The sequence below is a fragment of the Paraburkholderia sp. Ac-20347 genome, assembly GCF_017104805.1.
Lineage (GTDB): Bacteria > Pseudomonadota > Gammaproteobacteria > Burkholderiales > Burkholderiaceae > Paraburkholderia > Paraburkholderia tropica.
The window spans coordinates 17,154-40,407 of the sequence record NZ_JAAGPN010000052.1 but is presented as its reverse complement, the minus strand read 5'-3'; the positions used below and the strand labels follow the sequence as shown (position 1 = coordinate 40,407).

General features: G+C 63.0%; 18 protein-coding genes. 3 read left to right on the top strand and 15 right to left on the bottom strand.

What is annotated here, in order from left to right; genetic code table 11:
• From G3N97_RS13045 to G3N97_RS13005, 9 genes are all read right to left on the bottom strand, one after another.
• Window positions 1-613: AraC family ligand binding domain-containing protein (locus tag G3N97_RS13045; RefSeq protein WP_205993575.1), on the bottom strand; the 613-nt coding region annotated here is incomplete at its 3' end.
• Between the two features lie 72 nt (window positions 614-685).
• The gene (locus G3N97_RS13040; protein ID WP_205993574.1) at window positions 686-1,834 is read right to left on the bottom strand and encodes a porin; all 1,149 of its coding nucleotides are present in this window, start codon (window positions 1,832-1,834) and stop codon (window positions 686-688) included.
• A 108-nt stretch (window positions 1,835-1,942) separates the two neighbouring features.
• Window positions 1,943-3,448 (bottom strand): amino acid permease, encoded by a 1,506-nt coding sequence (locus G3N97_RS13035; RefSeq protein ID WP_205993573.1) that lies wholly within the window; start codon window positions 3,446-3,448, stop codon window positions 1,943-1,945.
• A 205-nt stretch (window positions 3,449-3,653) separates the two neighbouring features.
• Entirely contained in the window at window positions 3,654-5,081 is a 1,428-nt protein-coding gene (locus tag G3N97_RS13030; protein ID WP_110327331.1) for a gamma-aminobutyraldehyde dehydrogenase, read from the bottom strand.
• Between the two features lie 77 nt (window positions 5,082-5,158).
• The gene (locus tag G3N97_RS13025) at window positions 5,159-5,968 is read right to left on the bottom strand and encodes an ABC transporter permease (RefSeq protein WP_205993572.1); all 810 of its coding nucleotides are present in this window, start codon (window positions 5,966-5,968) and stop codon (window positions 5,159-5,161) included.
• Complete coding sequence (locus G3N97_RS13020) at window positions 5,958-6,920, bottom strand: ABC transporter permease (protein ID WP_241030556.1); 963 nt, start codon at window positions 6,918-6,920, stop codon at window positions 5,958-5,960. The genes G3N97_RS13025 and G3N97_RS13020 overlap by 11 nt, the downstream gene beginning before the upstream one ends.
• 2 nt (window positions 6,921-6,922) lie before the next feature.
• Window positions 6,923-7,948: an ABC transporter ATP-binding protein gene (locus G3N97_RS13015; protein ID WP_205993571.1), complete on the bottom strand. Its 1,026-nt coding sequence runs from the start codon at window positions 7,946-7,948 to the stop codon at window positions 6,923-6,925.
• A gap of 90 nt (window positions 7,949-8,038) precedes the next feature.
• A complete protein-coding gene (locus tag G3N97_RS13010) occupies window positions 8,039-9,199 on the bottom strand; it encodes an ABC transporter substrate-binding protein (protein WP_241030555.1) in 1,161 nt (386 codons plus the stop codon).
• Between the two features lie 400 nt (window positions 9,200-9,599).
• Window positions 9,600-10,517, bottom strand: coding sequence for a LysR family transcriptional regulator (locus G3N97_RS13005; protein WP_065060972.1), 918 nt, complete (start codon window positions 10,515-10,517; stop codon window positions 9,600-9,602).
• A gap of 141 nt (window positions 10,518-10,658) precedes the next feature.
• Here G3N97_RS13005 and G3N97_RS13000 point away from each other — a divergent pair, with 141 nt between their 5' ends.
• The 3 genes from G3N97_RS13000 to G3N97_RS12985 all read left to right on the top strand — a co-directional run bounded on the left by G3N97_RS13000 (window position 10,659) and on the right by G3N97_RS12985 (window position 15,692).
• Window positions 10,659-11,183, top strand: coding sequence for a GNAT family N-acetyltransferase (locus tag G3N97_RS13000; RefSeq protein WP_205993570.1), 525 nt, complete (start codon window positions 10,659-10,661; stop codon window positions 11,181-11,183).
• Between the two features lie 189 nt (window positions 11,184-11,372).
• A complete protein-coding gene (locus tag G3N97_RS12995) occupies window positions 11,373-13,229 on the top strand; it encodes a M3 family metallopeptidase (RefSeq protein ID WP_205993569.1) in 1,857 nt (618 codons plus the stop codon).
• Between the two features lie 1,959 nt (window positions 13,230-15,188).
• Window positions 15,189-15,692: a hypothetical protein gene (locus G3N97_RS12985; RefSeq protein WP_205993567.1), complete on the top strand. Its 504-nt coding sequence runs from the start codon at window positions 15,189-15,191 to the stop codon at window positions 15,690-15,692.
• A 162-nt stretch (window positions 15,693-15,854) separates the two neighbouring features.
• Here the strand turns inward: G3N97_RS12985 and G3N97_RS12980 are convergent, their stop codons facing one another.
• The 6 genes from G3N97_RS12980 to G3N97_RS12955 form a co-directional block, all read right to left on the bottom strand.
• The gene (locus G3N97_RS12980) at window positions 15,855-16,280 is read right to left on the bottom strand and encodes an RcnB family protein (RefSeq protein WP_205993566.1); all 426 of its coding nucleotides are present in this window, start codon (window positions 16,278-16,280) and stop codon (window positions 15,855-15,857) included.
• Between the two features lie 200 nt (window positions 16,281-16,480).
• Window positions 16,481-17,812 (bottom strand): leucine-rich repeat-containing protein kinase family protein, encoded by a 1,332-nt coding sequence (locus G3N97_RS12975; RefSeq protein WP_346778064.1) that lies wholly within the window; start codon window positions 17,810-17,812, stop codon window positions 16,481-16,483.
• Between the two features lie 223 nt (window positions 17,813-18,035).
• Window positions 18,036-19,370, bottom strand: a complete 1,335-nt coding sequence (locus G3N97_RS12970; protein WP_241030554.1) for an MFS transporter — start codon at window positions 19,368-19,370, stop codon at window positions 18,036-18,038.
• Between the two features lie 101 nt (window positions 19,371-19,471).
• Entirely contained in the window at window positions 19,472-20,155 is a 684-nt protein-coding gene (gene ligK / locus G3N97_RS12965) for a 4-carboxy-4-hydroxy-2-oxoadipate aldolase/oxaloacetate decarboxylase (RefSeq protein WP_205993565.1), read from the bottom strand.
• Window positions 20,156-20,157: 2 nt separating this feature from the next.
• On the bottom strand, window positions 20,158-21,183 hold the full coding sequence (locus G3N97_RS12960) for an amidohydrolase family protein (RefSeq protein WP_065060989.1): 1,026 nt from the start codon (window positions 21,181-21,183) through the stop codon (window positions 20,158-20,160).
• 37 nt (window positions 21,184-21,220) lie between these two features.
• A complete protein-coding gene (locus G3N97_RS12955; RefSeq protein WP_065060990.1) occupies window positions 21,221-22,570 on the bottom strand; it encodes an aromatic acid/H+ symport family MFS transporter in 1,350 nt (449 codons plus the stop codon).
• Window positions 22,571-23,254 lie beyond the last annotated feature (684 nt).

Below are 23,254 nucleotides of genomic sequence, written 5' to 3'. Positions count from 1 at the left end.
CCTCGGCGGCCCAGGCGTCGATCTTGCGCTTCTCTCCTTTCTCGCGGAGAATCGCGCCGCAGATGTGCTTGAGACGGCGGTCGCCGCCCGCGGGCATACGCAGCGGATGGCCCGGCACCCAGTCGATTTCCGCGAGCAGATGCGCGATGACCAGCGCGTCGCGGCCCGTGGGTTCGTCGTCGACGGGAATCGATGCGGCTCGCACGATCAATTCGCGCAGCAAGGGCGTGACGTTGACGGCGTGCGGCGTCGACGGAAAACCAGGCGGGCAATGTCCGTCGCGGATATACGGGCTGCGCAGCGAGACCGCGCCGCGCGCGCGCATGGCGTGCGGCGTGTCGGCGGGCATCCAGAGCGCGCGTTGCGGCGGCACGAGCCAGAGCGTGTGCGCGACCGTCACTTCGAGCACGCCGCGCGTCGCGTAGATCAGTTGCGCGCGTGCGTGACGATGCTCGCCGACCTCGAAGCCGTCCGCGTATTCCTTCGCGAGCACCGAGGCGGGACCGGGCGCGCGCTGATAATCGGCGGGATTCGTGCTCCGCGCGGGCGAGTTTGAAGCGGGCGACGAAAGCGGCGCGTTGCGTGAACGGCCTGACGAAGCGGCGGGCGGCATGGGCGCGGACGAGCGGTGCAAAGGCCAGCAGTATAGTGCGGCCCCGGCGAGCGCGCCTGCGCCTGCGCGGCTTCAGAACTTGTGCAGCAGACCCACGCGCCAGACCATCTGGTTGCCGCTCGACGACAGATCGGCGGACCCGACGATATGCGCCGCGTCCAGATCGGTTCCCGTGCTGCCGTTGGTGTGCTGCCACGCGCCCTGCGTGTACACCGAGGTGCGCTTGCTCAGGCTGTAGCTGAGCGCGAGCGCGCATTGCAGCCAGTACGGGCTGGTGCTCGCCTGCGTCTCCTTGAACGAGCCGTGCGTGTACGTGACCGCGCCCGCCAGCGAGAGATCGGGCTGGATGAAGTACTGGCCGTTCAGTTCGAAGTTATCGAATTTCCACGACTTCCAGGCATTGCCGCCGATGTCGCTCACATAGGCGTTCGCGGTCGGATCGTCGACATCGACGTGCGAATACGCGAAGCCCACGTTCGAGCCGTCGGAGAAGGTCCATTTGACGCCCGCGTTGATGTTCTGCTGCGACGACGCCGTGAACACCGCGTCGCTGCCCAGCGCGCCCGCCGCCGTCGTGCCACCGTTGTTGGTGCGCATATAGGTTGCCGCCGCGCTCAGCGAACCGGCCGACCACGTCACGCCCGCGCTGTAGTTGCGGTTGTCGGCGAAGCCCGTCGAGTTGCTGAAGCCGTAGGCCGCTTCGACCTGCGCGCCGCCGAAGACCGGCGACAGATACTTGACCGCGTTGTTCACCCGCGTGTCGTAGTCGGCGTTGTCGTTGTCGAACGGATGCGCGGCCAGGTCGCCGATGGTGCTGCCCGCCGCCGTGAACGGGCTCCACAGATCGACGGTGACGTCGTACTGGCGGCCGAGCGTGAGCGTGCCCGCCTGCTGCGAGGCGAGGCCCACGAATGCCTGACGACCGAACAGACGGCCGCCCTGATTCGCCGCGCCCGTCGAAGCATTGAAGCCGTTTTCGAGCGTGAAGACCGCGCTCAGTCCGCCGCCCAGATCCTCGACGCCCTTGAGGCCCCACATCGATTCCTGGCTGTCGCCGCTGACCATCGCGAAGGCATGATGGCCCGCCGCGTTGGAGGTGAAGTTCACGCCTTCGTCGATGGCGCCGTACAGCGTCACGCTGCTCTGCGCGTGCGCCGCCGTGGCGCCGAGCAAGGCCGTCGCGAGAATGGCGCTGGCGCGCGCTATGGTGTGTTTTTTCATGGGTGGTGGTTTTGTCGTTATAGAAACTTATCTGGATTCCTGATTATTTTCAGGCGAATAACGAATTTTTCGAGCGGCGCGAGTCAGACCGCGCGCCGCATCACATCGTCAGAATGTCGTGACGGCTTCCGGCGTCGTGCTCGCGCCGCGCACGTCGGGCGGACCGGCAAAGCGGTTGCGCACGCCCAGCCCGAACCACAGCAGCAGCATCACGCCGATCAATCCGAGGCTCACGTAAAGCACTTTTTCGTTCGGCGGCTGGCAACCCACGTACACCAGCACGGAGCCACCCAGCACGGCCAGCAGCGCCACCGGCTTCGACCACTTGCCCAGATTGAACGGCCCTTTACGCGTCCACGTGCGGCCTTCGGCGTTCAGGCCCGCCGCGATCGGCATGACATAGGAGACGTAGAGGAACACCGCGCTGCCCGTCGAGAGCACGGCGAAGGCGTCGCCGTAGAGTGTCACCGCGATGGCGAGCGCCGAGCACACCCAGATGGCCGCGCCCGGCGTGCCGTAATCATTCACCTTCTTGAGCCACGCCGACGCCGGCAAACCGCCGTCACGCGCAAACGCATAGGTCATGCGCGAGCACGACGTCAGGCAGGCCAGCCCGCACAGATAATTCGCGAGGAAAATGCCCACGCCCAGCGGCACGCTCAGCCAGCCCGGCAACGTCCCCAGCAGGATCGTGAAAAAGCCGCTGCCCGCCTTCACGCCGCCTTCGAGGTCGGGAAGCACGAGCAGGAAGGTGCAGACCATCACATAACCGAACAGGCTCGACCACTGCACCGCGCGCAGCATGCCGCGCGGCACGTTGCGCGGCGCGTCGTGGGTTTCCTCCGAGGTATGCGCGGACGCATCGAAACCCACGATCGTGTAGATCGTCAGCAGCAGGCCCGAGAGGAACGCCGCCACCGCGCCTTGATGCGGCCACGCGCCGCCCTCGAAGCCCGTGAAGTTGCGGAACGTGACGAGGCGCGAGAAGTCCAGCGGACCGTGCGCCGACACCAGCAGACCGAGCGTGAGCACCACGGCAATCGCGAGGATCAGATAACCCGAGAGATCCGTGAGACGCGTGGTCAGATGCACGCGATAGTGATTGAGCAGCGCCTGCGTCATCGTCACGATCACGATGAACGCGGTTTGATGCGCGAACGTGAGCTTGTCCGGATCGATATGGAACAGCGGCGCGATAAAGGTCTTGAAGAACGGATCGTAGACGCCGAAGTTCACCGAGGCGACCACGAAGATCAGCCCGAGCAGATTGAACCAGGCCGTGGCCCAGCCCCAGCCCTTGTTGCCGAGAATCGAACTCCAGTGATAGAGCCCGCCCGCCGTGGGATACGCCGAAGCGATCTGCGCCATCGAAAGCGCCACCACCAGCGCGAACAGCGCGCCGACCGGCCAGCCGATGCCGATGGACGCGCCGCCGCTCGCGCTCAGTCCCTGCGGAAACGCCGTAATGCCACCCGCGAGAATGCAGATGATCGCGAACGAAATGGCGAAATTCGAAAAACCGCTCATGCGCCGCATGAGTTCCTGCGTATAGCCCATGCTGCCGAGAATGCTGGCGTCGTGATCCGCCGCATCCGTCTTCGGGGTGGGTTCCATCCTGATCTCCTGGTCGGGTCGGCCCGCGTGCGTCTGGCGCGCGCGCCGGTTTGCCTGCGTTGCCGGTGTGTTGTCGTGCGTGTTTTAGTTGGTTGTGCTTATTCTTCTTGCGCGGCGACGACTTGCGCGTCGCCGGGTGCTGCGGACTGCCTGTTTACAGTGCGATCGTTCAGCGAGAGCGGCCCGCCGCAGCGGGCCGTTTGCTTCAGGGGAACTTCGCCATGATGTGGCGCGCGCACGTGTACTCTTCCAGCGCGAACACCGACATGTCCTTGCCGTAGCCCGACCGCTTCATGCCGCCGTGCGGCATCTCGCTCACGAGCGTGAAGTGCGTGTTGATCCACGTGCAGCCGTATTGCAATTCGGCGGCCACCTTGAAGGCTTTGTTGACGTCGCGGGTCCAGACCGAACTCGCGAGGCCGAAGTCCGAATCGTTGGCCCAGTCGATCGCCTGCTCCGCGCCGTTGAAACGCGTGACCGACACCACCGGCCCGAACACTTCGCGGCGCACGATCTCGTCGTCCTGACGCGCACCCGCCACCACGGTCGGCTCGTAGAAGAAGCCGCGACCGTCGGCGAGCTTGCCGCCCGTCGTGATCTCGATGTGCTTCTGGCTCGCCGCGCGCTCGACGAAACTCGCCACGCGTCCGCGCTGGCGCTCGGAAATCAGCGGTCCCATCTCCACGCCTTCGAGATGCTGCTCGCCGTAGCGGATCGAGCTCACGGCGCTCGACAGATCGGCAACGAGGCGATCGTAGATCTTGTCTTCCGCGTAGACGCGGCACGCGGCCGTGCAGTCCTGTCCCGCGTTGTAGTAGCCGAAGGTGCGCAGACCGGCCACCACTTCATCGAGATCGGCGTCGTCGAACACGATCACGGGCGCCTTGCCGCCCAGTTCCAGGTGCGTGCGCTTCACCGTGCGCGACGCCGCTTCGAGAATGCGCTGGCCCGTCGAGACATCGCCGGTGATCGAAATCATGCGCACCTGCGGCTGCGTGATGAGCGGCGCGCCCACGGTGTCGCCGCGCCCGGTCACCACGTTGATGACGCCCGCCGGAAAGATCGCCGCGATCAGCTCGGCGAGCTTGAGCGTGGTGAGCGGCGTCTGCTCGGACGGCTTGAGCACGACCGTGTTGCCCGCCGCCACGGCGGGCGCGAGCTTCCACGCCGCCATCATCAGCGGATAGTTCCACGGCGCGATCGAGGCGATCACGCCCAGCGAATCGCGGCGGATCATGCTCGTGTGGCCCGCGAGGTATTCGCCCGCGACCGGGCCGTGCTGCGTGCGGCACGCGCCCGCGAAGAAGCGGAACACGTCGGCGACCGCGGGGATTTCGTCGTTGAGCGCGCCCAGATACGGCTTGCCGCAATTGAGCGATTCGAGCCGCGCGAATTCGGTGGCGCGCGATTCGATGGCGTCGGCGAGCTTGAGCAGCAGCGTGGCACGATCTTTCGGCGTGCTGCGCGCCCACGCGGGCCACGCGCGGCTCGCGGCGGCCGTGGCTGCCTGCACCTGTTCGAGCGACGCCTCGGCCACGAGCGCGATCACTTCGCCCGTCGACGGATTGAAGATGTTTTCCTTGCTGCCGTGGCCCGGCACGAATTCACCGCCGATCAGCAGGTTCGTTTGCATCGATTTTTCCATTTGCTCTCTCTTCGTTGAGCCCACGCTCTTGAGTGTCGGTCTTGTCCGCGATGGCCGCGCGCTGTTCAGCGGCTGCTGCCTGCGGTGCTTTCGGTGTCGCGCGTCAGATACCACGCGCCCAGAATCGCAATCATCGTGATGGTCATCACCATCAGCGCGACCACGTTGGTCACGGGGACGTCGCGCGGCCGCGAGAGCTGGTTCAGCAGCCAGATCGGCAGCGTGCGCTCCTGCCCCGCCGTAAACGTGGTGACGATGATCTCGTCGAAGCTCAGCGCGAACGCGAGGATCGCGCCCGCCAGCAGCGCCGTGGCGATCTGCGGCAGCACGACGTAACGGAAGGTCTGCCAGCCGTCCGCGCCCAGATCCATCGACGCTTCCACGAGGCTCGCGGGCATGCGCCGCATCCGCGCGACCACGTTGTTGTAGACCATCACCACGCAGAAGGTGCCGTGCCCGACCGCGATGGTCCAGAAGCCCAGGTCGAGATTCGCGGTCTTGAACGCGGACAGCAGTGCGATGCCGGTGATGATGCCGGGCAGCGCGATCGGCAAAATCAGCGCGAACGTAATCGCTTCCTTGCCGAAGAAGTTGCGACGGTACAGTGCGCCCGCCGCCGCCGTGCCGAGCAGCACGGCGAGCAGCGTCGCGAGCGCCGCCACTTTCACCGAGAGCCACGCGGCCGCGAGCATATCGTCGCGTGCGAAGGCTTCGGTGAACCAGTGCAGCGTGAAGCCCTTGAGCGGGAAGCTGAACGCGCTGGTTTCGGTGTTGAACGCGTAGAGCGCGACCACGAGAATCGGCAGATGCAGGAACGCGAGGCCGCCCCACGCGGCGCAGCGCAACAGGCGCGAGGGTTGAGCGTCAGAGTGCATCGAAGGCTCCCAGGCGTTTGGCGACGGCGAGATACACGCCGATCAGCAGCATCGGCACGACCGTGAAGGCGGCGGCCATCGGCACGTTGCCGATCGAGCCTTGCATCGTGTAGACCATGGTGCCGATGAAGAGGCCGCTCGGTCCCACCAGTTGCGGAATGATGTAGTCGCCCAGCGTGAGCGAAAACGTGAAGATCGAGCCCGCCGCGATGCCGGGAAACGCGAGCGGCAGGATCACCGTGCGGAACGTCTGACGCGGATGCGCGCCGAGGTCGGCGGACGCCTGCAGCAGATTGGCCGGAATGCGCTCGATGGCGGCCTGGATCGGCAGGATCATGAACGGCAGCCAGATATACGTGAAGACGAGGAAGCGGCCGATGTTCGAGGTGGAAAGCGAGTCGCCGCCGATCACGGGCACGCGCAGCAGCGCATCGAGCGCGGCGCGCAGATGCAGCGTGTCGATGATCCAGTAGAGCACGCCGCCTTGCGCGAGAATCACGGTCCACGCGTAGACCTTGACGATATAGCTGGCCCACATCGGCAGCATCACCGCCACGTAAAACAGGCCTTTTTTCCAGCCCTTTGCGTAGCGCGCCATGTAGTACGCGACCGGAAACGCGAGCAGCGCGCTCGCGATCGTCACGCAGCAGGCCATGCCGGTCGTGCGCAACACCACGTCGAGATTCGCGGGGTCGCGGATCAGCGCCACATAGTTCGCGAGCGTGAAGTCGGGGCTCACGGCCATCGTGAAGTCGTCGAAGCGCCAGACGCTTTGCAGCAGCAGCGCGAACAGCGAGCCCAGATAGACCACGCCGAACCACAGCAGCGGCGGCAGCAGCAACAGCAACAAATACAGATTCGCGTGGCGATGCAGGAAGCCGCTCGCACGGCGCACCAGGCCGTCGCGTGGCGGGACGGCGCGCGTGACGGCCGCGTTCGATGTCGTGGTCATGCTCACCCCCGCGGCTCCAGCGTCACCATCGCGCGGCGCGCCCAGGCGAGCGTGACGGCGTCGCCGACTGCGGGCAGCGCCGTCGTCGCATCGTCCTGATTCGCGATCGTCACGGCGAGGCGCTGGCCCGCATCCGAACGCACCTCGAAGCGGCTCGTCGCGCCGTAGTACTGGATGTCGATCAGCGTGCCGGGCAGTTGCACGTCGTCCGCGTTTGCGGGCGATGCGCCGCCGAAACGAATGTGCTCGGGGCGAATCGCAAACGGCTGAAGTGCGCCGAGGCGTTGCAGCGAGGCCGCGTCGGCGATCACGTTCGAGGTGCCCACGAAATCGGCGACGAAGGGCGTGGCCGGGCGCGTGTAGAGATTGCGCGGCGTATCCACCTGCTCGATGCGGCCTTTGTTGAACACGGCGACGCGATCCGACATCGACAGCGCCTCGCCCTGATCGTGCGTGACGTAGATGAAGGTCACGCCGAGCTTGCGCTGCAAGCTCTTGAGTTCAATCTGCATCTGCTCGCGCAGCTTGAGATCGAGCGCGCCGAGCGGCTCGTCGAGCAACAGGATGCGCGGACGCCGCACCAGCGCGCGCGCCAACGCCACGCGCTGCCGCTGGCCGCCCGACAACTGGCCGGGTCGGCGCGCGCCATAGCCGCCGAGCGCGACGAGTTCGAGCGCCTCTTCCGCCTGACGATGACGCGTGCGTTTATCGACGCCGCTCACCAGCAGCCCGTAGGCCACGTTGTCGCGAATATTCATGTGCGGGAACAGCGCGTAGTCCTGAAACACGGTGTTCACGTCGCGCTGATACGGCGGCAGGCCGGTCGCGTCACGGCCATGCAGGACGACGCGGCCCGCGCTCGGCTGCTCGAAGCCCGCGATCAGACGCAGGCAGGTCGTCTTGCCCGACCCCGACGGTCCGAGCATCGAGAAGAATTCGCCGTCGTGGACGACGAGCGAAACGTCATCCACGGCGCGCACGCCGTCGTAGTGACGCGAAACCCTGGAGAATTCGACTGCGCTATTCATGATGTTTCCTGCCGGTTGCGGCTGCATTCTTCTGCTTGCGATGCCGTGATGCGGAGCGATGCGGGCGCGACTGAAGACGCGCCCGTGGCTCTATCGACCACCCATGATCGAGATGAAATCCTGGGTCCAGCGGCTGTACGGCACGCACTTGCCCTGCGAACCGCAATTGGCGACCGGCGTCTTCCAGAAGTGAATCTGATCGAAGCGGTCATAGCCGTTTGCCGCGCAGAAGTTCGAGCCGCCCACCGCCGCCTGCTGACAACCGCCCTGAATCACCGGATTCGAACCGAACCATTCGGCCAGATCGGCCTGCAATTTGCGGTTCAGCGACCAGTTCATCCACTTGTAGGCGCAGACCGGATGCGGCGCGTCCGCGTGCATCATCGTCGTGTCGGCCCAGCCCGTCGCGCCTTCTTGCGGGATCGTCGCGGCGATCGGGAATTTCTCGGCTTGCAGCGAGTTCACCGCATAACCCCACGCGCTCGACACGGCCACGCCCTCATTCTTGAAGTCGTTCATCTGCACCGTGACGTCGTGCCAGTAGCGATGCACCAGCGGCTTTTGCGCGCGCAGCACCTTGAGCACTTCGGCGTATTGCGCTTCGTTCAGCTCGTACGGGTCCTTGATGCCGAGCGCGGGATTCTTGTGCATCAGATAGACAGCGGCGTCGGCCACATAGATCGCGCCGTTATAGGCCTGCACGCGGCCCTTGTTGCTCTTGCCGTCGGGCAGCGTCTGCTGCTCGAAGACGACCGACCACGACGTGGGCGCCTTCGGGAAAATCTTCGTGTTGTACGCGAGGAAATTCGCGCCCCACTGATACGGCACGCCGTAATGCACACCGTTGACCGTGTACCACGGCGCGTTCTGCAGCCGCGGCTCGATCGTGTTCCAGGCGGGAATCAGCGCCGTGTTGATCGGCTGCACCTTCTTGCCGTAGACGAGCCGCAGGCTCGCATCGCCCGACGCGGTGACGAGGTCGTAGCCGCCCTGGTTCATCAGCGAGACCATTTCGTCGGAAGTCGCCGCCGTCTTCACGTTCACCTTGCAGCCCGACTCCTTCTCGAAACCGGTGACCCAGTCGTACTTCTTGTCGGTGTCGCCGCGCTCGATGTAACCCGGCCACGCGATGATGTTGACCTGGCCTTCCGGCTTGCCCAGCTGCGTGAGCGGACCGGCCGCGCTGGCGAGCCCCGTGTTGACGAGCGCGGCAAGGGCAATGGCGGCAGCCATGTAAGGGGTGTGCGACATGCTCCGATTCCTCGTGGTTGTGGCCCGGGGCGGCGTACCGGAAAGCCCCGTGGGCAAAGGGTTTGAGGCAATGCGATGATGGACGGAGCTATTCTAGGAGGCGGTCGTTTTTGACCGATAGGCCGAAACCCAGATACGAGCTATCGGGAATGCCGAACGCTATCGCCGTAAAAGTCGACGAAAACCTGCTCGAACGCGGCGGCGCAACGGGTTGGGAATCGAGGCTCGCCCGTATGACACGGAGCTTTCAGACCCGGCGCAGCGCCGTGGATTCGCCGCCCGGCGGGCCTTTACGGATGCGGCGCCGTCGCGGACGGACTCCGTAAAAACCCGCACGAGAGTGCGTAAAAATCGCGTCAATTTTGGCTAAATCGAACGCTCGGAGCACGATATCGATATTTCAGATCGATGATTTGCTGTGCGTGCGCGAATACTCGCGGGCCACGACGAGGAAGTGCTGCACCATCTCCGGCAGCGTGAGGCTGCGCCGCCAGGCGATGCCGATATCGACGGTCGGCATCTCGCCGAGAATCTTGCGCACCTCCAGCCGGTCGCCATCGAGCGACCACGGGCGGTACAGCACATCGGGAAGAATCGACAGGCCTGCGCCGGTGGCCACCAGACTCCGCACCGCTTCCACCGACGCCGTGCGCATCACCGTATTCGGCCGCAACCCCGCCGCGCGCCAGAACGCAGTGGTGTTGTCTTCCAGCTCGTCCACTTTCAGCATGATCATGCCTTCGTTGGCGATCTCCTGAAGCGAGATGCTGCCGAGCCCGCGCAGCGCGTGATTCGCGGGCAGCCACAAACGCCACGCGGCTTTAATCAGCGATTCGGTTTCGATGGCCTGACTGTTCTGCACGTTCGAAACGATCAGCACGGCGACATCGAGCTCGCCGTTGACGAGCAGATGCTCGATGTAATCGCGCTGATCTTCGACGACCTGTACTTCGACTTTGGGAAAGACGCGCTTGTAGTGGTCCAGCAGATACGGCAGAAAGTAGCCCGTCATCAGGCTCGTGACGCCGACGTTCAGGCGGCCGGTCTTGGTGTCCGGGCGCGCGGAGAGCGCTTGCTGGGCGTTGCGGACGGCGGCGAGGATCTGATGCGCGTGACGCAGGAACTGGTGGCCCGCGTGCGTGAGCACCATGCCGCGCGCGTGACGCACAAAGAGCTGCGCGCCAAGTTCGCTTTCGAGACCTTTGATGGCTTCGGTGATGACCGACTGCGAGATGTTGAGTGTCTGCGTGGCGCCCGTCACGGATTCGGCTTCCGCCACCGCGATGAAGTAACGCACGCTTTTGACGGAAAGGCTCATGGGGGTGGTGCGGGATTTTGGGATTGGGGGAGTATATATCGCGGGGTGGGTGGGGTTGGGGCTGGCTGGGAGCGCCGCAATCGACATCGATACCTAGATAGCCGACAATCCAACGCATATCCGCACACCATGAGGAAAAGCATGACGCTACGCGCGGACGATATCCATATCGAATCACCTCGGCTTTCAATTCGACCGTTCGCCGCCAGCGACGCTCAGGACGCGTTTGACTGCATCACGCCGGCACTGACGCGATTCATGTCATGGGAGCCACCCGCCGACCGATCCGTATTCGATCAGATCTGGCCGGCCTGGATTGCTACTATCGCCGAAGGAACGGATTTCACATTCGCCATTCGTCAACGCGACGGCGGCAGTTTCGTTGGCTTGACGGGCCTTCATCATGTTCGGCAAACAGACGCGGAATTGGGCATCTGGATTCGTGAAGATCTTCACGCGCGAGGTTTCGGACGCGAGGCGGTGAGCGCAGTGGCGAAATGGGCTGGCAACGCACTCGGTATCAAGATCTTCACGTACCCAGTCGCGGAACAAAATTATCCGAGCCGCCGCATCGCCGAAGCGCTCGGCGGGGTGATCGCGGATCGCAAAGAGACGCCCAAGTATCTGTCCGTTATCTATCGCATACCTGATCAAGCGGTGCGGTGAGTGGTGGAGGACGAATGCCTCGCGATAGCGCGCGTTCACCCAGAACGTGACCAGCGCATAGCGGCCGCGCACTCCCTCTAGCCTCACAACAACAACTGCAAGTCAAATGAAGGAAAGTCACGCTACGATCAGTTCAGCGTAATCGGCCTGGCTGCCGGCCATCGCTCGACATTCTCCACTTCATCTGTCATGGATCGCGCTCGCTCTTTCTTCGATGAACTCAATCAACACTATCTGCAGCTTCTTCGAGCCGAAGGCGAGCTCTACTGGTTGACCCATACCGGCCAGAGCGCGGCCCATGACGCCTTAGCCTCGGCGACGCTGAGTCGCAAACTGTATGCGGGCGACGCTTCACGTTTGGCAGAAACGCGAGTGCATCTTTCGAGGCTTGTTGCGACGGAATCGTCTCCGGAGCGCGATGCGCTCATCAGCGGTTTGCGCGGATGGGTCAACGTATTCGAAGCCAATGCGATTGGAAATGATCACGCGACGAGCATGCTGTCTGAGCTAACCGCCCTGGACACAGAACTCTTCGCCAGAAGGCAGGCATACACGATGACCCACATCGGTGCATCTGGTCGACTTGAGGACGCAACAGCAGCGGCGCTAAGGCGCAATCTTGCATACAACCCGGACGAGCCCGCACGAAAAAGTTCGCACAACGCGCTCCACGGACTCGAGCGTTGGGTCGTTGATAGCGGTTTTCTCCGCATCGTGGGGAAGCGCAACGCGCTGGCACGCGAACTTGGATATCGCAATTTCTTCGAATACCGGCTCAAGACGAACAGCGGCATGAGCCCCGAGCAGTTGTTTTCCGTATTCGATCAATTCGAGCAGAGTACGCGTGACGTACACCGAAAGTCGTTGATGCGTCTCTTGCAGCAGTACGGCGATCGTGCATTGCTGCCGCAAAATGTAGCGTACAGAATTGCGGGCAACAATACACGGCAAGAGGATGCCTATTTCCCATTCGGCAAAGCGCTGGAGCGTTGGGTTGAATCATTCCGGCGCATGGGAGTTTCGTATGGTGGCGCTCGTCTGGAAATCGACTTGCTGGATCGGCAAGACAAGTTTCCAACCGGCTTTTGTATCGCACCGACACCGGCTTATCACGACGATACATTCGGTCCAATTCCCGCCGATGTTCGCTTTACATCGACGGCTCGGCCTTTACAGACGGGCGCAGGCCTGCAGGGGCTCAATGTCCTTTTTCACGAGGCCGGGCACGCGGCGCATTTTGCGAACGTGACAAGGAATTCCCCCTGCTTTTCCCACGAATTTCCGCCAAGTTCGCCGGCGCTACTCGAGGCTCAGGCGAAATTTTTCGATGCTATTCCAACCGATGCGTGCTGGTTGAAGCGCTACGCAAAGAATGCTGCCGGAATTCCAATGCCCGACGAGATGATCCGCGCACGACTGGAGACTCGTCAGGATTGGCTCGCGCACACCGAACGTCGCGATTTAATACCCGTGTATTTCGAATGCGCTCTTTACAACATGGACGACACCGAACGCACGGCTGAATCAGTGCTCGATCTTGCCAGGTCAGTGACGGAACGCATTCTCGGAATTCCCGGACACACCGGCTACGTGCTTGCAACGCCTCACCCGATCTATCACGATCTCGCCGTCTACTATCACGGTTATCTGCTGGCGAAAATGGCTGCGGCCCAAACCCGCGCGTACTTGCTGCGCACGCTTGGATATATGGTCGACAATCCGCAGGTCGGTCGTTTGCTCGCCAGACATTGCTGGTCGCCAGGAAATAGCGCGACGCTTGATCAAACGTTGATCGCGATGACGGGCGAGCCGTTGAATCCGTCGCATCTCGCGGCAGAATGCAATCGCTCGTCCGGGGATGTGTGGAAGCTGGCTATGGAAGCACTCGATCGGAGTGAACAAGCTGGGACGTCTGCGGAGCCGGACGATCTGAATGCGACGATTTCGATCGTTCATGGGGGTGAGAGGATTACGTCTAACAACGAATCGTTATCTGCTATGTATGAGGAGTTCGAGCGCTGGATTGAGCGGTCGGTGGAGGTTTGATAGTGTGTTTGAGGGGGCGCTATGCGGCTGGGGGAGTGGTGGGTTGCGTATGCATCCGGCCCGTTGCTCGACTTTGCTGCTAACTTGGTATATGCGAAACCGGTGAGGCGGTAGTCGGCCAAGAGCGGACAATCGACATGTCCGCTGAATTCGTCAACAATCTGCCAACACGATTCCTATACGAGATAGGGGACCCGCATGATGCGCCGTGGATTGTTCGCTTTTTCCGTATTCTTCGCAATAGGATGGCTGACGCCGTGCCAAGCCTCGCCGCCAACGCTTCAATCTTCTCCAAATGCCGTAGGGCCAAGCTCTAATGCGACGACTGAAGGAAAACTCGCGGAAGCGAGAGCGGCATTTGATCGAACGGACTATTCAACGGCTGCAACAATCTGGCGGCCGCTTGCGGAGCAAGGCAACCCGGCAGCCGAAATGGGTATGGGAGAACTATTTGATTTCGGATGGGGCGCTCCCAAAGACCGGATTCGCGCCACGTACTGGTACCAGAGAGCTGCGGATCAAGGTTTCGCGGAGGGCGAGTGTACGATTGGCTTGGGATACGTGGTTGGAGACGTGCCCCCCCACGATGTTACGCGAGGGCTAACTCTCATGAGACAGGCTGTTGACCACGGAAGCGGGCACTGCGCGGTATCAATTGGAGAATTATATAGATTAGGTCTGTTTGGCGTTCCTAAAGATATGGTACAGGCGGCTGCGTGGCATCGGAGAGGCGCCGAGATGGGGGATGTGATTGCCGAAGGCCGACTCGGCATTGACTATCAGTTTGGGCTTGGTGTGGAGCAGAATTCTGCGCGCGCTATGTACTGGTATCGGAAAGAAGTGGAACAAACGCGGAAGGCTGCCGAACAGGGCGACGCTATGGCACAACTGAGCCTTGGAGAGGCTTACGCATTGGGTACGTCAGGCTTGACCAAAGACAAAACTGCAGCTCGGTATTGGTGCGGGAAAGCGGCACAACAGAGAAGTCGTGCAAAGACTTTCGCGGAGCAATGCGTCTCACTGACAAAATAGTGGCAGTGGTCATTTTTTTGCTGCCCATGGCCAAGCATTGATGTGTCCGTTGCCGCGGCGCGCCACGCGCCCCCGCGCCACGTGTAAGTCAGCAGTCGGCCAGAATTGAGCACTCGACGGGAATCACGGAATCGTAAACAATCAGGCGACGGACCATGAGATGAGGTTAAATCAAATCACGGCCAAATCCTGTCCCCACGCTCGGCCCCATACGCAAAACATAATGACCTGGACGCCTCCACCTCAAGGCAAGAGCAATGCCCCAATCTGGTTCAAGACGAGCCTCACTCTACTCTGTCGTTTGCTATGCGGACTTTTGGTACTAGGCGCGCTTGTGCCCATTGCGATGCAACTATTTGACATTCCGATTCCGTTCGATTCGCCTCGGACGTTTTCGCTATTCATCTTGGCCGGGGGCGTGCTCGCGCTCACACACGCCTTGCGCACTTGGCTTTTGCGCCTGCCTATCCCGACCCGATACTCCCAACCGGTGCCATATGGCTATCCAGGATGGCGCGGCTTTCTCCAAGCCCAGTTTGCTACAGGATGTGTGCTGTTTTTCTTCGGTGCGCTGCTGCTCCTGCTTTGAGTCACAAACGTCGCCGAGTCTAATGGCCGCTTTGTAGAAAGATCGTTGTCTCTTATGGGTCGTACTCAGCCGCCCGCCCCCACGATGCATGCATAGCTCCAACCTTGCGCGCCAACCAGCACCAGACCAAACATAAAAATCGCAATCACAATAAATACAGTCAGAATAGTGCAGCAGCGAAGGAGTGCAACCGGTACGTATGTGTCTACATACAACCATACCCGATGACATTCCCGACCACGATTGCCAGCAAGCATCAAAGAAAACTACTCCACCACTTCGCAAGAACCAGCTAAAGAAACCACCAACCGCCTGTCCCCACCAATCGGGAGCCGCAAATGAAGTCTCTTTGGCGCTTTTTCACGCTGATCCACGGGCTAATGGCGGTTCTCTTCACGTGCGCGGCACTGATGTTGATTGCGATTGCCGCACACACCGGATGGACAGCGTTCAGTCATCAGTGGGACCAGGCAAGTGCGCTATCCATCATTGAAGCGCTGGGACTGCTGGCCGGAGCCGTTGTGGCAATCCAGATTGCCGAGACGATCGTGGAAGAGGAAGTCATCCGCGAGGCGGACGTTAGCGGACCGACTCGGGTACGACGTTTCATGTCCCGGTTTCTTGTAGTTGTCGTCGTCGCGCTTGCCATCGAAGGACTCGTGGCGACGTTCAAGGCACTACATCAGGACCCGTCGCAGCTCTGGTTTGCGGCAGCGCTGATCGCTTCCACTGCCTTGCTTCTTGCGGCCTGGGGTGTGTTCGTCCACCTCAATCGATCCGCAGAAGAACTGGAACCGGAGGCGATGGCGGAAGCAAAACGCGAAGACGCGAAAGTCCAATAGACCTGCACCCGGCGAATGCGCAACGCGCAGCGAAGGCCGGGCATTCTCAAGGTCCGCCTGAGGCTTCACACCGCTGGTTCAGACACAGGAATCTCGTCGGATCGGACGACGGTTCAATCGCCCTACCGCGCGCTGCACTCACGCAGCGCGCTCATCGATACATTAGCGCGGCGAAGCCAGCACGCTCGCGATCACGCCGGTCGCCACGGCGGCGAGCACATAGTCGCCATTCACGCCGACCCAGTGATAACCGCGCGGCGGCGCGGAGAGGCCGTGACCGCGCCAGTCGTCGACGACGTAATTGCGATCGCGGTATTCCGAGGGAATGCGGTCGCCCTTGTGCCAGTCGTTATGCGGCACCGGACCGCCCGGACGCGAAATCGACGCGTCGTGCATCGGCGCTCCGTGTCCCTGGTTGCCGTGAGGTGCGCCATGCGGCGCTCCATGCGGCGCGCCGTGGCTCGCGCCCGGACCGCCCTGACCACCGGGACCGCCAGGACCACCATCCTGATGCGGTTGAGCGTACGCAGCGGCGGACACACCGAGCATCGAAAAAACGAGTGCACTCGCAACAGCTTTGCGATACATAAATAATTCCCCCTTGGATATGACAATGTCATGTTCACGGCCCGGCAGGCAGTTCGCGACATGCCGCCGGTCGTCCCCAAGGTTAGCAGAGGTCGCAGGCGCTCGCAGAGAAGCGTACACAACGCTACGCCCCGGCCAGAGCGGGCGCGCAAACCCTCAAGCGCCGCACACCTGGTCGATCCAACGTGCCGTCGCCGACATTACCCCGCCATCGCATCCAGTCGCGCCACCACCTCATCGAACGAAGGCCGTTCCTCGACGCGCACGGCAAAACACGCCTTAACCAGCGCCTGAAACTGCGCCGCCAGCGCGCCAGCCTCCCCCGCGAGGCGCAACGCCAATTCCTCCAGCAAGCACCCGAACGCCCGCACCTCGATCCGCTCGAGCGCCTTCGCTAGCATCTCATCACGCGTATCGAACAACGACGCCGCGCCAAAATCCCCGAGCAACGCGTGCCCCGCGCCGTCATGCAGAATATTGTGCGCATACAGATCGCCGTGCATGATCCCGCGCCGATGCAGATGCCGCGCCGCCGACGCCATCCCACGCGCGATCCGCAGCGCCACGGTCCGGTCGAACAGCGCATCGGCGGCGTACACATCGCGCGTACACGACTCGAGACTGGGCGGCCCCGCGAGATTGCCGAACGCCGGATCGATCAACGCCATCACGAGTCCATGCTCGCCGAGCGGATGTCCCGTGGCCTTGCCCAGCACCGGAATCAGATTCGGATGCCGACCCGCCTGCAAACACGCCGCCATTTCCAGCTCCGGCAATCCGTCGCTCGTCACCGCGCCCTTGAACAGCTTCACGGCGACGGCCTCGGCCGGATGCCCGTCCTTCAACAGACGCGTCGCGCGATGCGTCACGCCCGACGCGCCCTCGCCCAGCGTTTGCCCAAGCGCGAGCGTATGCCAGTCGATATCGGGCACCGAAGCATCCGCGAGCGCCGCCTGTTCGCGCATCGCATTCAGCGGATTGCCCGCATAAGCGAGCCACGCGAGCCGCGGCAGACGCAACAGCCAGTCCGGCAACGCATCGAGCCGGTTCGCCGACACCCGCAGCAGTTCGAGCCGCTCGCAGCCCGCCATCGTCTCCGGCAGCGTCCGCAGCCGGTTGCCCGCCAGCATCAGCTTCTGCAATTGCGGACGTTCGCCGATTTCCGGCGGCAATGCATCGATGTCGTTGTCGGTGAGGATCAGCCAGCGCAACGACGGCGGCAGCGCGCTCGCCGCAACGTGGCGAATGCGGTTCGCCTTGAAGCCGACCATGCTCAGCGACGCGCAATCGCCGAGCATCGGCGGCAGCTCGGTGAACGGATTATTCGACGCGAACAGAATGCGCAGATGGCGCAGCTTCGGCAGGTCGTCGGGCAGCGACGTCAGCGCGTTGCCCGAGAGGTCGAGCACTTCCAGCGTGTCGGCGAGATCGAAAATCTCGCGCGGGAATTCGGTCAACCCGCAAGCGAGCTTGAGCTGTCGTGCGCCGGCAAGCCGGCCGGCGCGCAGTTGTTCGAGGGTGGCGGTGGTCACGCGTGGATCGAATCGGAGAATGGCAGGGAGTCGCGGACGCGCGCCTGCAGGCGGCGTCCACGCTGCCAATTCTAGCGGGAACGATCCGCGAGGGCGGCGATGGCGCGATTTCACGCGCGTCGAACGGGGCGCAATACCTTCGCGAGCGCGATCTCGGCGGGCAGAAATGACAACGGCGCCGCGTGAGCCTCCACGCGGCGCCGTTGCTGCAATACGTCCGGTTTTACGGGCGGCGCGCGCCGCCTGCGTCCTCGGTGACGCTCACGCGTTGCAGGCGTGCGTCGGCGGCGTGCGCGTCTTGCGCGGGCTCCGCGTCGTCGTCCGTTGCGACTTGCGAGAGATCGCGGCCGCGCGTTTCGGGCAGCATCAGCGCCGCCGTCACCACGAGCAGATACGAAACGCACGCGCAGATGCCCATTGCCGCGCCGAGTTCGAGTTTCGCGCTCAGCACCCCGACCATCGTCGGCATGATCGCGCCGATCGCGCGGCCCGCGTTGCCGCACAGCCCTTGCGCCGAGGCGCGGATGCGCGTCGGGAACAGTTCGGCGATATACGCGCCGGTGCCCGCCGCCGTGCCCGACTGCAGCGTGCCCAGCACGAAGCCGAGCACCAGCGTGACCGGCAGCGTGATGTGCACGAGCGTGTACGTGGCCACGGCAATCGCCTGCAGGCACGCGATCACGATGAACGTATAACGGCGGCCAAATCGATCCGCCATCCAGCCGTTCAGGAACGCGCCCGCGAACGAACCGAGAATGTTGATCGCGAGATAGCCGCCCACGTTCGTGATCGACAGATGCAGCGCGAGTTTCAGGTACGCCGGCAGCCACGTGATCATCACATAGTTGCCGCCGTAGATGCCGAACGTCAGCAGGATCGCCTTGCACGTGGTCATGCGCGTAGGCGCGGCGAACACTTCCCAGATGCTCGGGCGGTCCTCGGCGTGCTCGCGCTGGATCTGCGCGAACACCGGCGCTTCCTTGATGTGTCGGCGAATCCACAGCACGAGCAGCGTCGGCAGCAGGCCGATGGCGAACATCACACGCCACGCAAGCGCCGGTTCGAGCGTGTTGAACAGCAACGTGGAGAGCAGCACGGCCACGCCGTAGCCCACGGCCCAGCCCGCCTGAAGCGAGCCAACCGCGCGGCCGCGCACTTGCGGACGGATCGTTTCGCTGATGAGCACCGCGCCCACGGCCCATTCGCCGCCGAAGCCGAGACCTTGCAGCCCGCGCGTGATCATCAGTTGCCAGAACGAGTCGGTGAACGCGGAGAGCAGCGTGAACGCCGAGAACCACAGAATGGTGATCTGCAGGATGCGCACGCGTCCGTAGCGGTCGGCGAGAATACCCGCGATCCAGCCGCCCAGCGACGCCATGATGAGCACCGTCGTGCCCAGAATGCCGGCCTGGCCGCGCGTCATGCCCCAAAGGGCGATCAGCGTGGGAATCGCGAGGGCATACATCTGCGTATCCATCGCATCGAGTCCCCAGCCGCTGAAGCACGCCCAGTAGGTGCGCTTCTCCGGCTTCGTCAACTCGGTGTACCACTTGAACATGCTCTGTCTCCTTCCACCTGCCTGATGCCGTGCCTCACCTGCCTGCATGCGCCGAAGCGCTACGACAATTGCGACAACGCCGACAACCCAGCGAAAACAACTCAGTCGATATAGCGCAGCCCGAGCTTTTCGAGCGGCTCGCGCATCTTGTACATGTCGAGGCCGAGCACGCCCGAAGCGAGCTTCGCGCGTTTTTCGCCTTCGAACGATTCGCGTGCAATGGCTTTATCGAGCGTCTCGACGGCCTTCGCCGACGGCACCACGACCACGCCGTCGTTATCGGCCACGATCACGTCGCCCGGATTCACGAGCGCGCCCGCGCACACCACGGGAATGTTGACCGAGCCGAGCGTCGCCTTGATGCAGCCCTTCGCCGAAATCGCCTTGCTCCACACCGGGAAGCCCATTTCCTGCAGCACGCTCACGTCGCGCACGCCGCCGTCGATGATCAGCGCACGCGCGCCGCGCGCCTTGAAGCTGGTCGCCAGCAGGTCGCCGAAATAACCGTCGGTGCATTCGGCCGTGATGGCCGCGACCACGATGTCGCCGGGCTGAATCTGCTCGGCGGCCACGTGCATCATCCAGTTGTCGCCGGGATGCAGCAGCACCGTCACGGCCGTGCCGCTCACCGGCGCGCCCGCGTAGATCGGCCGCATATACGGCTTCATCAGGCCGACGCGGCCCATGGCTTCGTGCACGGTCGCGCTGCCGAGCGCGCCGAGTTCGTCCGCCGCGCGGCGTTCCGCGCGGGCGATGTTGCGATACACCACTCCGAGTTCAGTCATGTTCAACGTCCTTGTGCCTTGAGCGTGGCGTCGAGGCGCGAATACACGCGACGCGCATTGCCTTCGTAAATCTTGTAGCGCTGGTCCGGGTTCATGTCCGCGGCTTCCACGTAGCGCTTCGTATCGTCGAAATAATGGCCCGTTTGCGGATCGATGCCGCGCACCGCGCCGATCATTTCGCTCGCGAACAGAATGTTGTCGACCGGAATCACCTTCGTCAGCAGGTCGATACCCGGCTGGTGATACACGCAGGTGTCGAAGAAAATGTTCTTCAGCAGATGCTCTTCGAGCAGCGGCTTTTTCATTTCCTGCGCGAGGCCGCGGAAACGGCCCCAGTGATACGGCACCGCGCCGCCGCCGTGCGGAATCACGAATTTCAGCGTGGGGAAATCGCGGAACAGATCCGACGTGAGGCATTGCATGAACGCCGTCGTATCCGCGTTCAGATAATGCGCGCCGGTGGTGTGGAAGCACGCGTTGCAGCTCGTGCTCACGTGCACCATCGCCGGAATGTCGTACTCGACCATCTTTTCGTAGATCGGATACCACGAGCGGTCGGAGAGCGGCGGGCTCGTCCAGTGGCCGCCCGAGGGATCCGGATTCAGATTGATCGCGACATTGCCGTACTGCTCCACGCACTTCACGAGTTCGGGAATACAGGTGGCGACATCCACGCCGGGGCTTTGCGGCAGCATCGCCGCCGGAATGAAATGCTCCGGAAACAGCTGGCTCACGCGGTAGCACAGCTCGTTGCAGATCGCGGCCCACGTGGCGGACACTTCGTAATCGCCGATGTGGTGCGCCATGAAGCTGGCGCGCGGGCTGAACACCGTGAGATCGAGGCCGCGCTCGCGCATCAGGCGCAGCTGGTTCTGCTCGATCGACTCGCGCAGCTCGTCGTCGCTGATCTTCAGCTCGGAGACGGACGGCATCTCCGACGGGCTGTTGATGCCCGCGATCTGGCGGTTGCGCCACGTTTCCAGCGCCTTGGGAGCGGTCGTGTAGTGACCGTGGATGTCAATGATCATCAGTATTCCGTACTACATGAAAAATTCTTGAAACGGTTCAATGCGAGGCGCCCACCGTCGCGTTCGCCGCCGCCACGCTCGTACGCTGCGCGAACAGGATCGCGATGGCTGCGAGCACCGCCGGCACCGCCAGCGTCGCGAGAATCGACTCGAAACCCCAGCCGAGACCGAGCAGCGCACCGCCGATCGCCGAGCCGAAAATGCTGCCGAAACGGCCCATGCCCAGCATCCAGCTCACGCCCGTGGCGCGCGCCTGGGTCGGATAACGGCCCGGCGCAAAAGCATTCAACCCCGTCTGCGCGCCGCTCATGCAGAAGCCCGCAGCAAACACCAGCATCGTCAGGCTCGACGACAGCGCGCCCACCGACGCCACCGCCAGCACGCACAGCCCGCCGCCCACATAAGCCGCGCTGATCACCGGCGCGGGGCGCGTCTTGTCCATCAGCCAGCCGACGATCACCGCACCGATCGTGCCGCCGATCTGGAACATCGCCGTCACGTTGGCCGCGACCGTCACCGAGAGACCTGCGTCCTTGATCAGCGTCGGCAGCCAGCCCGTCAGCAGATAAATCACCAGCAGGCCCATGAAATACGTCACCCACAGCAGCAGCGTCATCGCGCCATAGCCCTGCGAGAACAGGATGCCGATGGGCTTGCGCGACGGCACCGGCGGCTCGTTCGAGATGAAGCGCTCTTCACCCGTGAAGCGGCCTTCGCAGACGCGGTTCAGGATCTGCGCGATCCGCGCCGAGGCTGCACCACGCACCGCCAGCAGACGCGCCGATTCCGGCAGCAGCCACAGATGCAGCGGAATCATCACCAGCGGCAGCGCGCCGCCGACGATCAGCACCGCACGCCAGCCGTGCGTCGGAATCAGCCAGCCCGCGACGAATCCAATCAGCGCCGAGCCCAGATTGAAGCCCGTGAACATGATGGTGATCATCAGCGCGCGCTTGCGTTGCGGCGCGTACTCCGACAGCAGCGTCGTCGTGTTCGGCATCGCCGCGCCGAGGCCGATACCGGTCAGCAGACGCAGCACGGCCATTTCAGTCGGCGTGCTCGTGAACGCCGTCGCGATCGTGAAGATCCCGAAGACGAAAATCGACGACAGCAACACCACCTTGCGCCCGAAGCGATCCGACGACGGACCCGCGACCAGTGCGCCAATCACGAGACCGAGCGGCGCCGCGCTCATGACGAGGCCAAACGCGGGGCGGGAAATCGCCCATTCGTGAAGAATCGGCGGCGCGACGAAACCCATGATCGCCACGTCCATACCGTCCGCCGTCACGACGAGAAAACACAGTGCGACCAGCAACCACTGGTACGCCGTAATCTTCTGCTCGTCGATGAAGGCCTTGATGTCGATAACCCTGCTCCCCGCCATTGCCTCGTCTCCTCTGTCATGGCGGTGCTGCCCGCACATTCGTGCAACGCGCACCGCGAATTCATCTTGTCTAGCCGCGCTCGCCGGATTTTCCGGTCGATTGGCGCTGACAATAAGGAGACCGCCGATCCGAGGCTACTACGGGTTAACCACAAGTCAAGCGGCCGAACGTGGAATGCAAGGAGTGGCGTGGCACTTTTCGACGCAGGCTTGCAAGCCTGAAAGCCAAGCCGCATAAGGCCTCGCGCGGCTTGCGGCAGATCACCGCACGGTGCGCGAACGCGGTGACGCGCGAACGGTTCGATAAACGAAACAGATGGGGATTGCAAGACTTCGCAATCGGGCTCGGTGCGACGGCCGTGAAATAGGGAAAACCCGCGGAATTCGCTCGAAGGGCGCGCGGACGTCCGTGCGGCTGGGTGGAGATCGCCTGGCGAAAGCGTAGGGGAAAACGATCGGGTCAGCGCGGCGAGCGTCTATCAGTCTGCGAAACGACAGGTGTATGAAAGCGAATGCATTGCTATCGAAGGCACGTCAATCATTCGGAACCCTGATTAAATGCGTGCGATTACTAGTCGGCTAATGATGCAAAAGCGCGTTCGTACGAAAGCAAGCGGATTAAAACGAGGCTAAGTGAGAGCTCGGCTTTTCAGATCGCCAAACTTTCGACGCGTGAATTTCCTG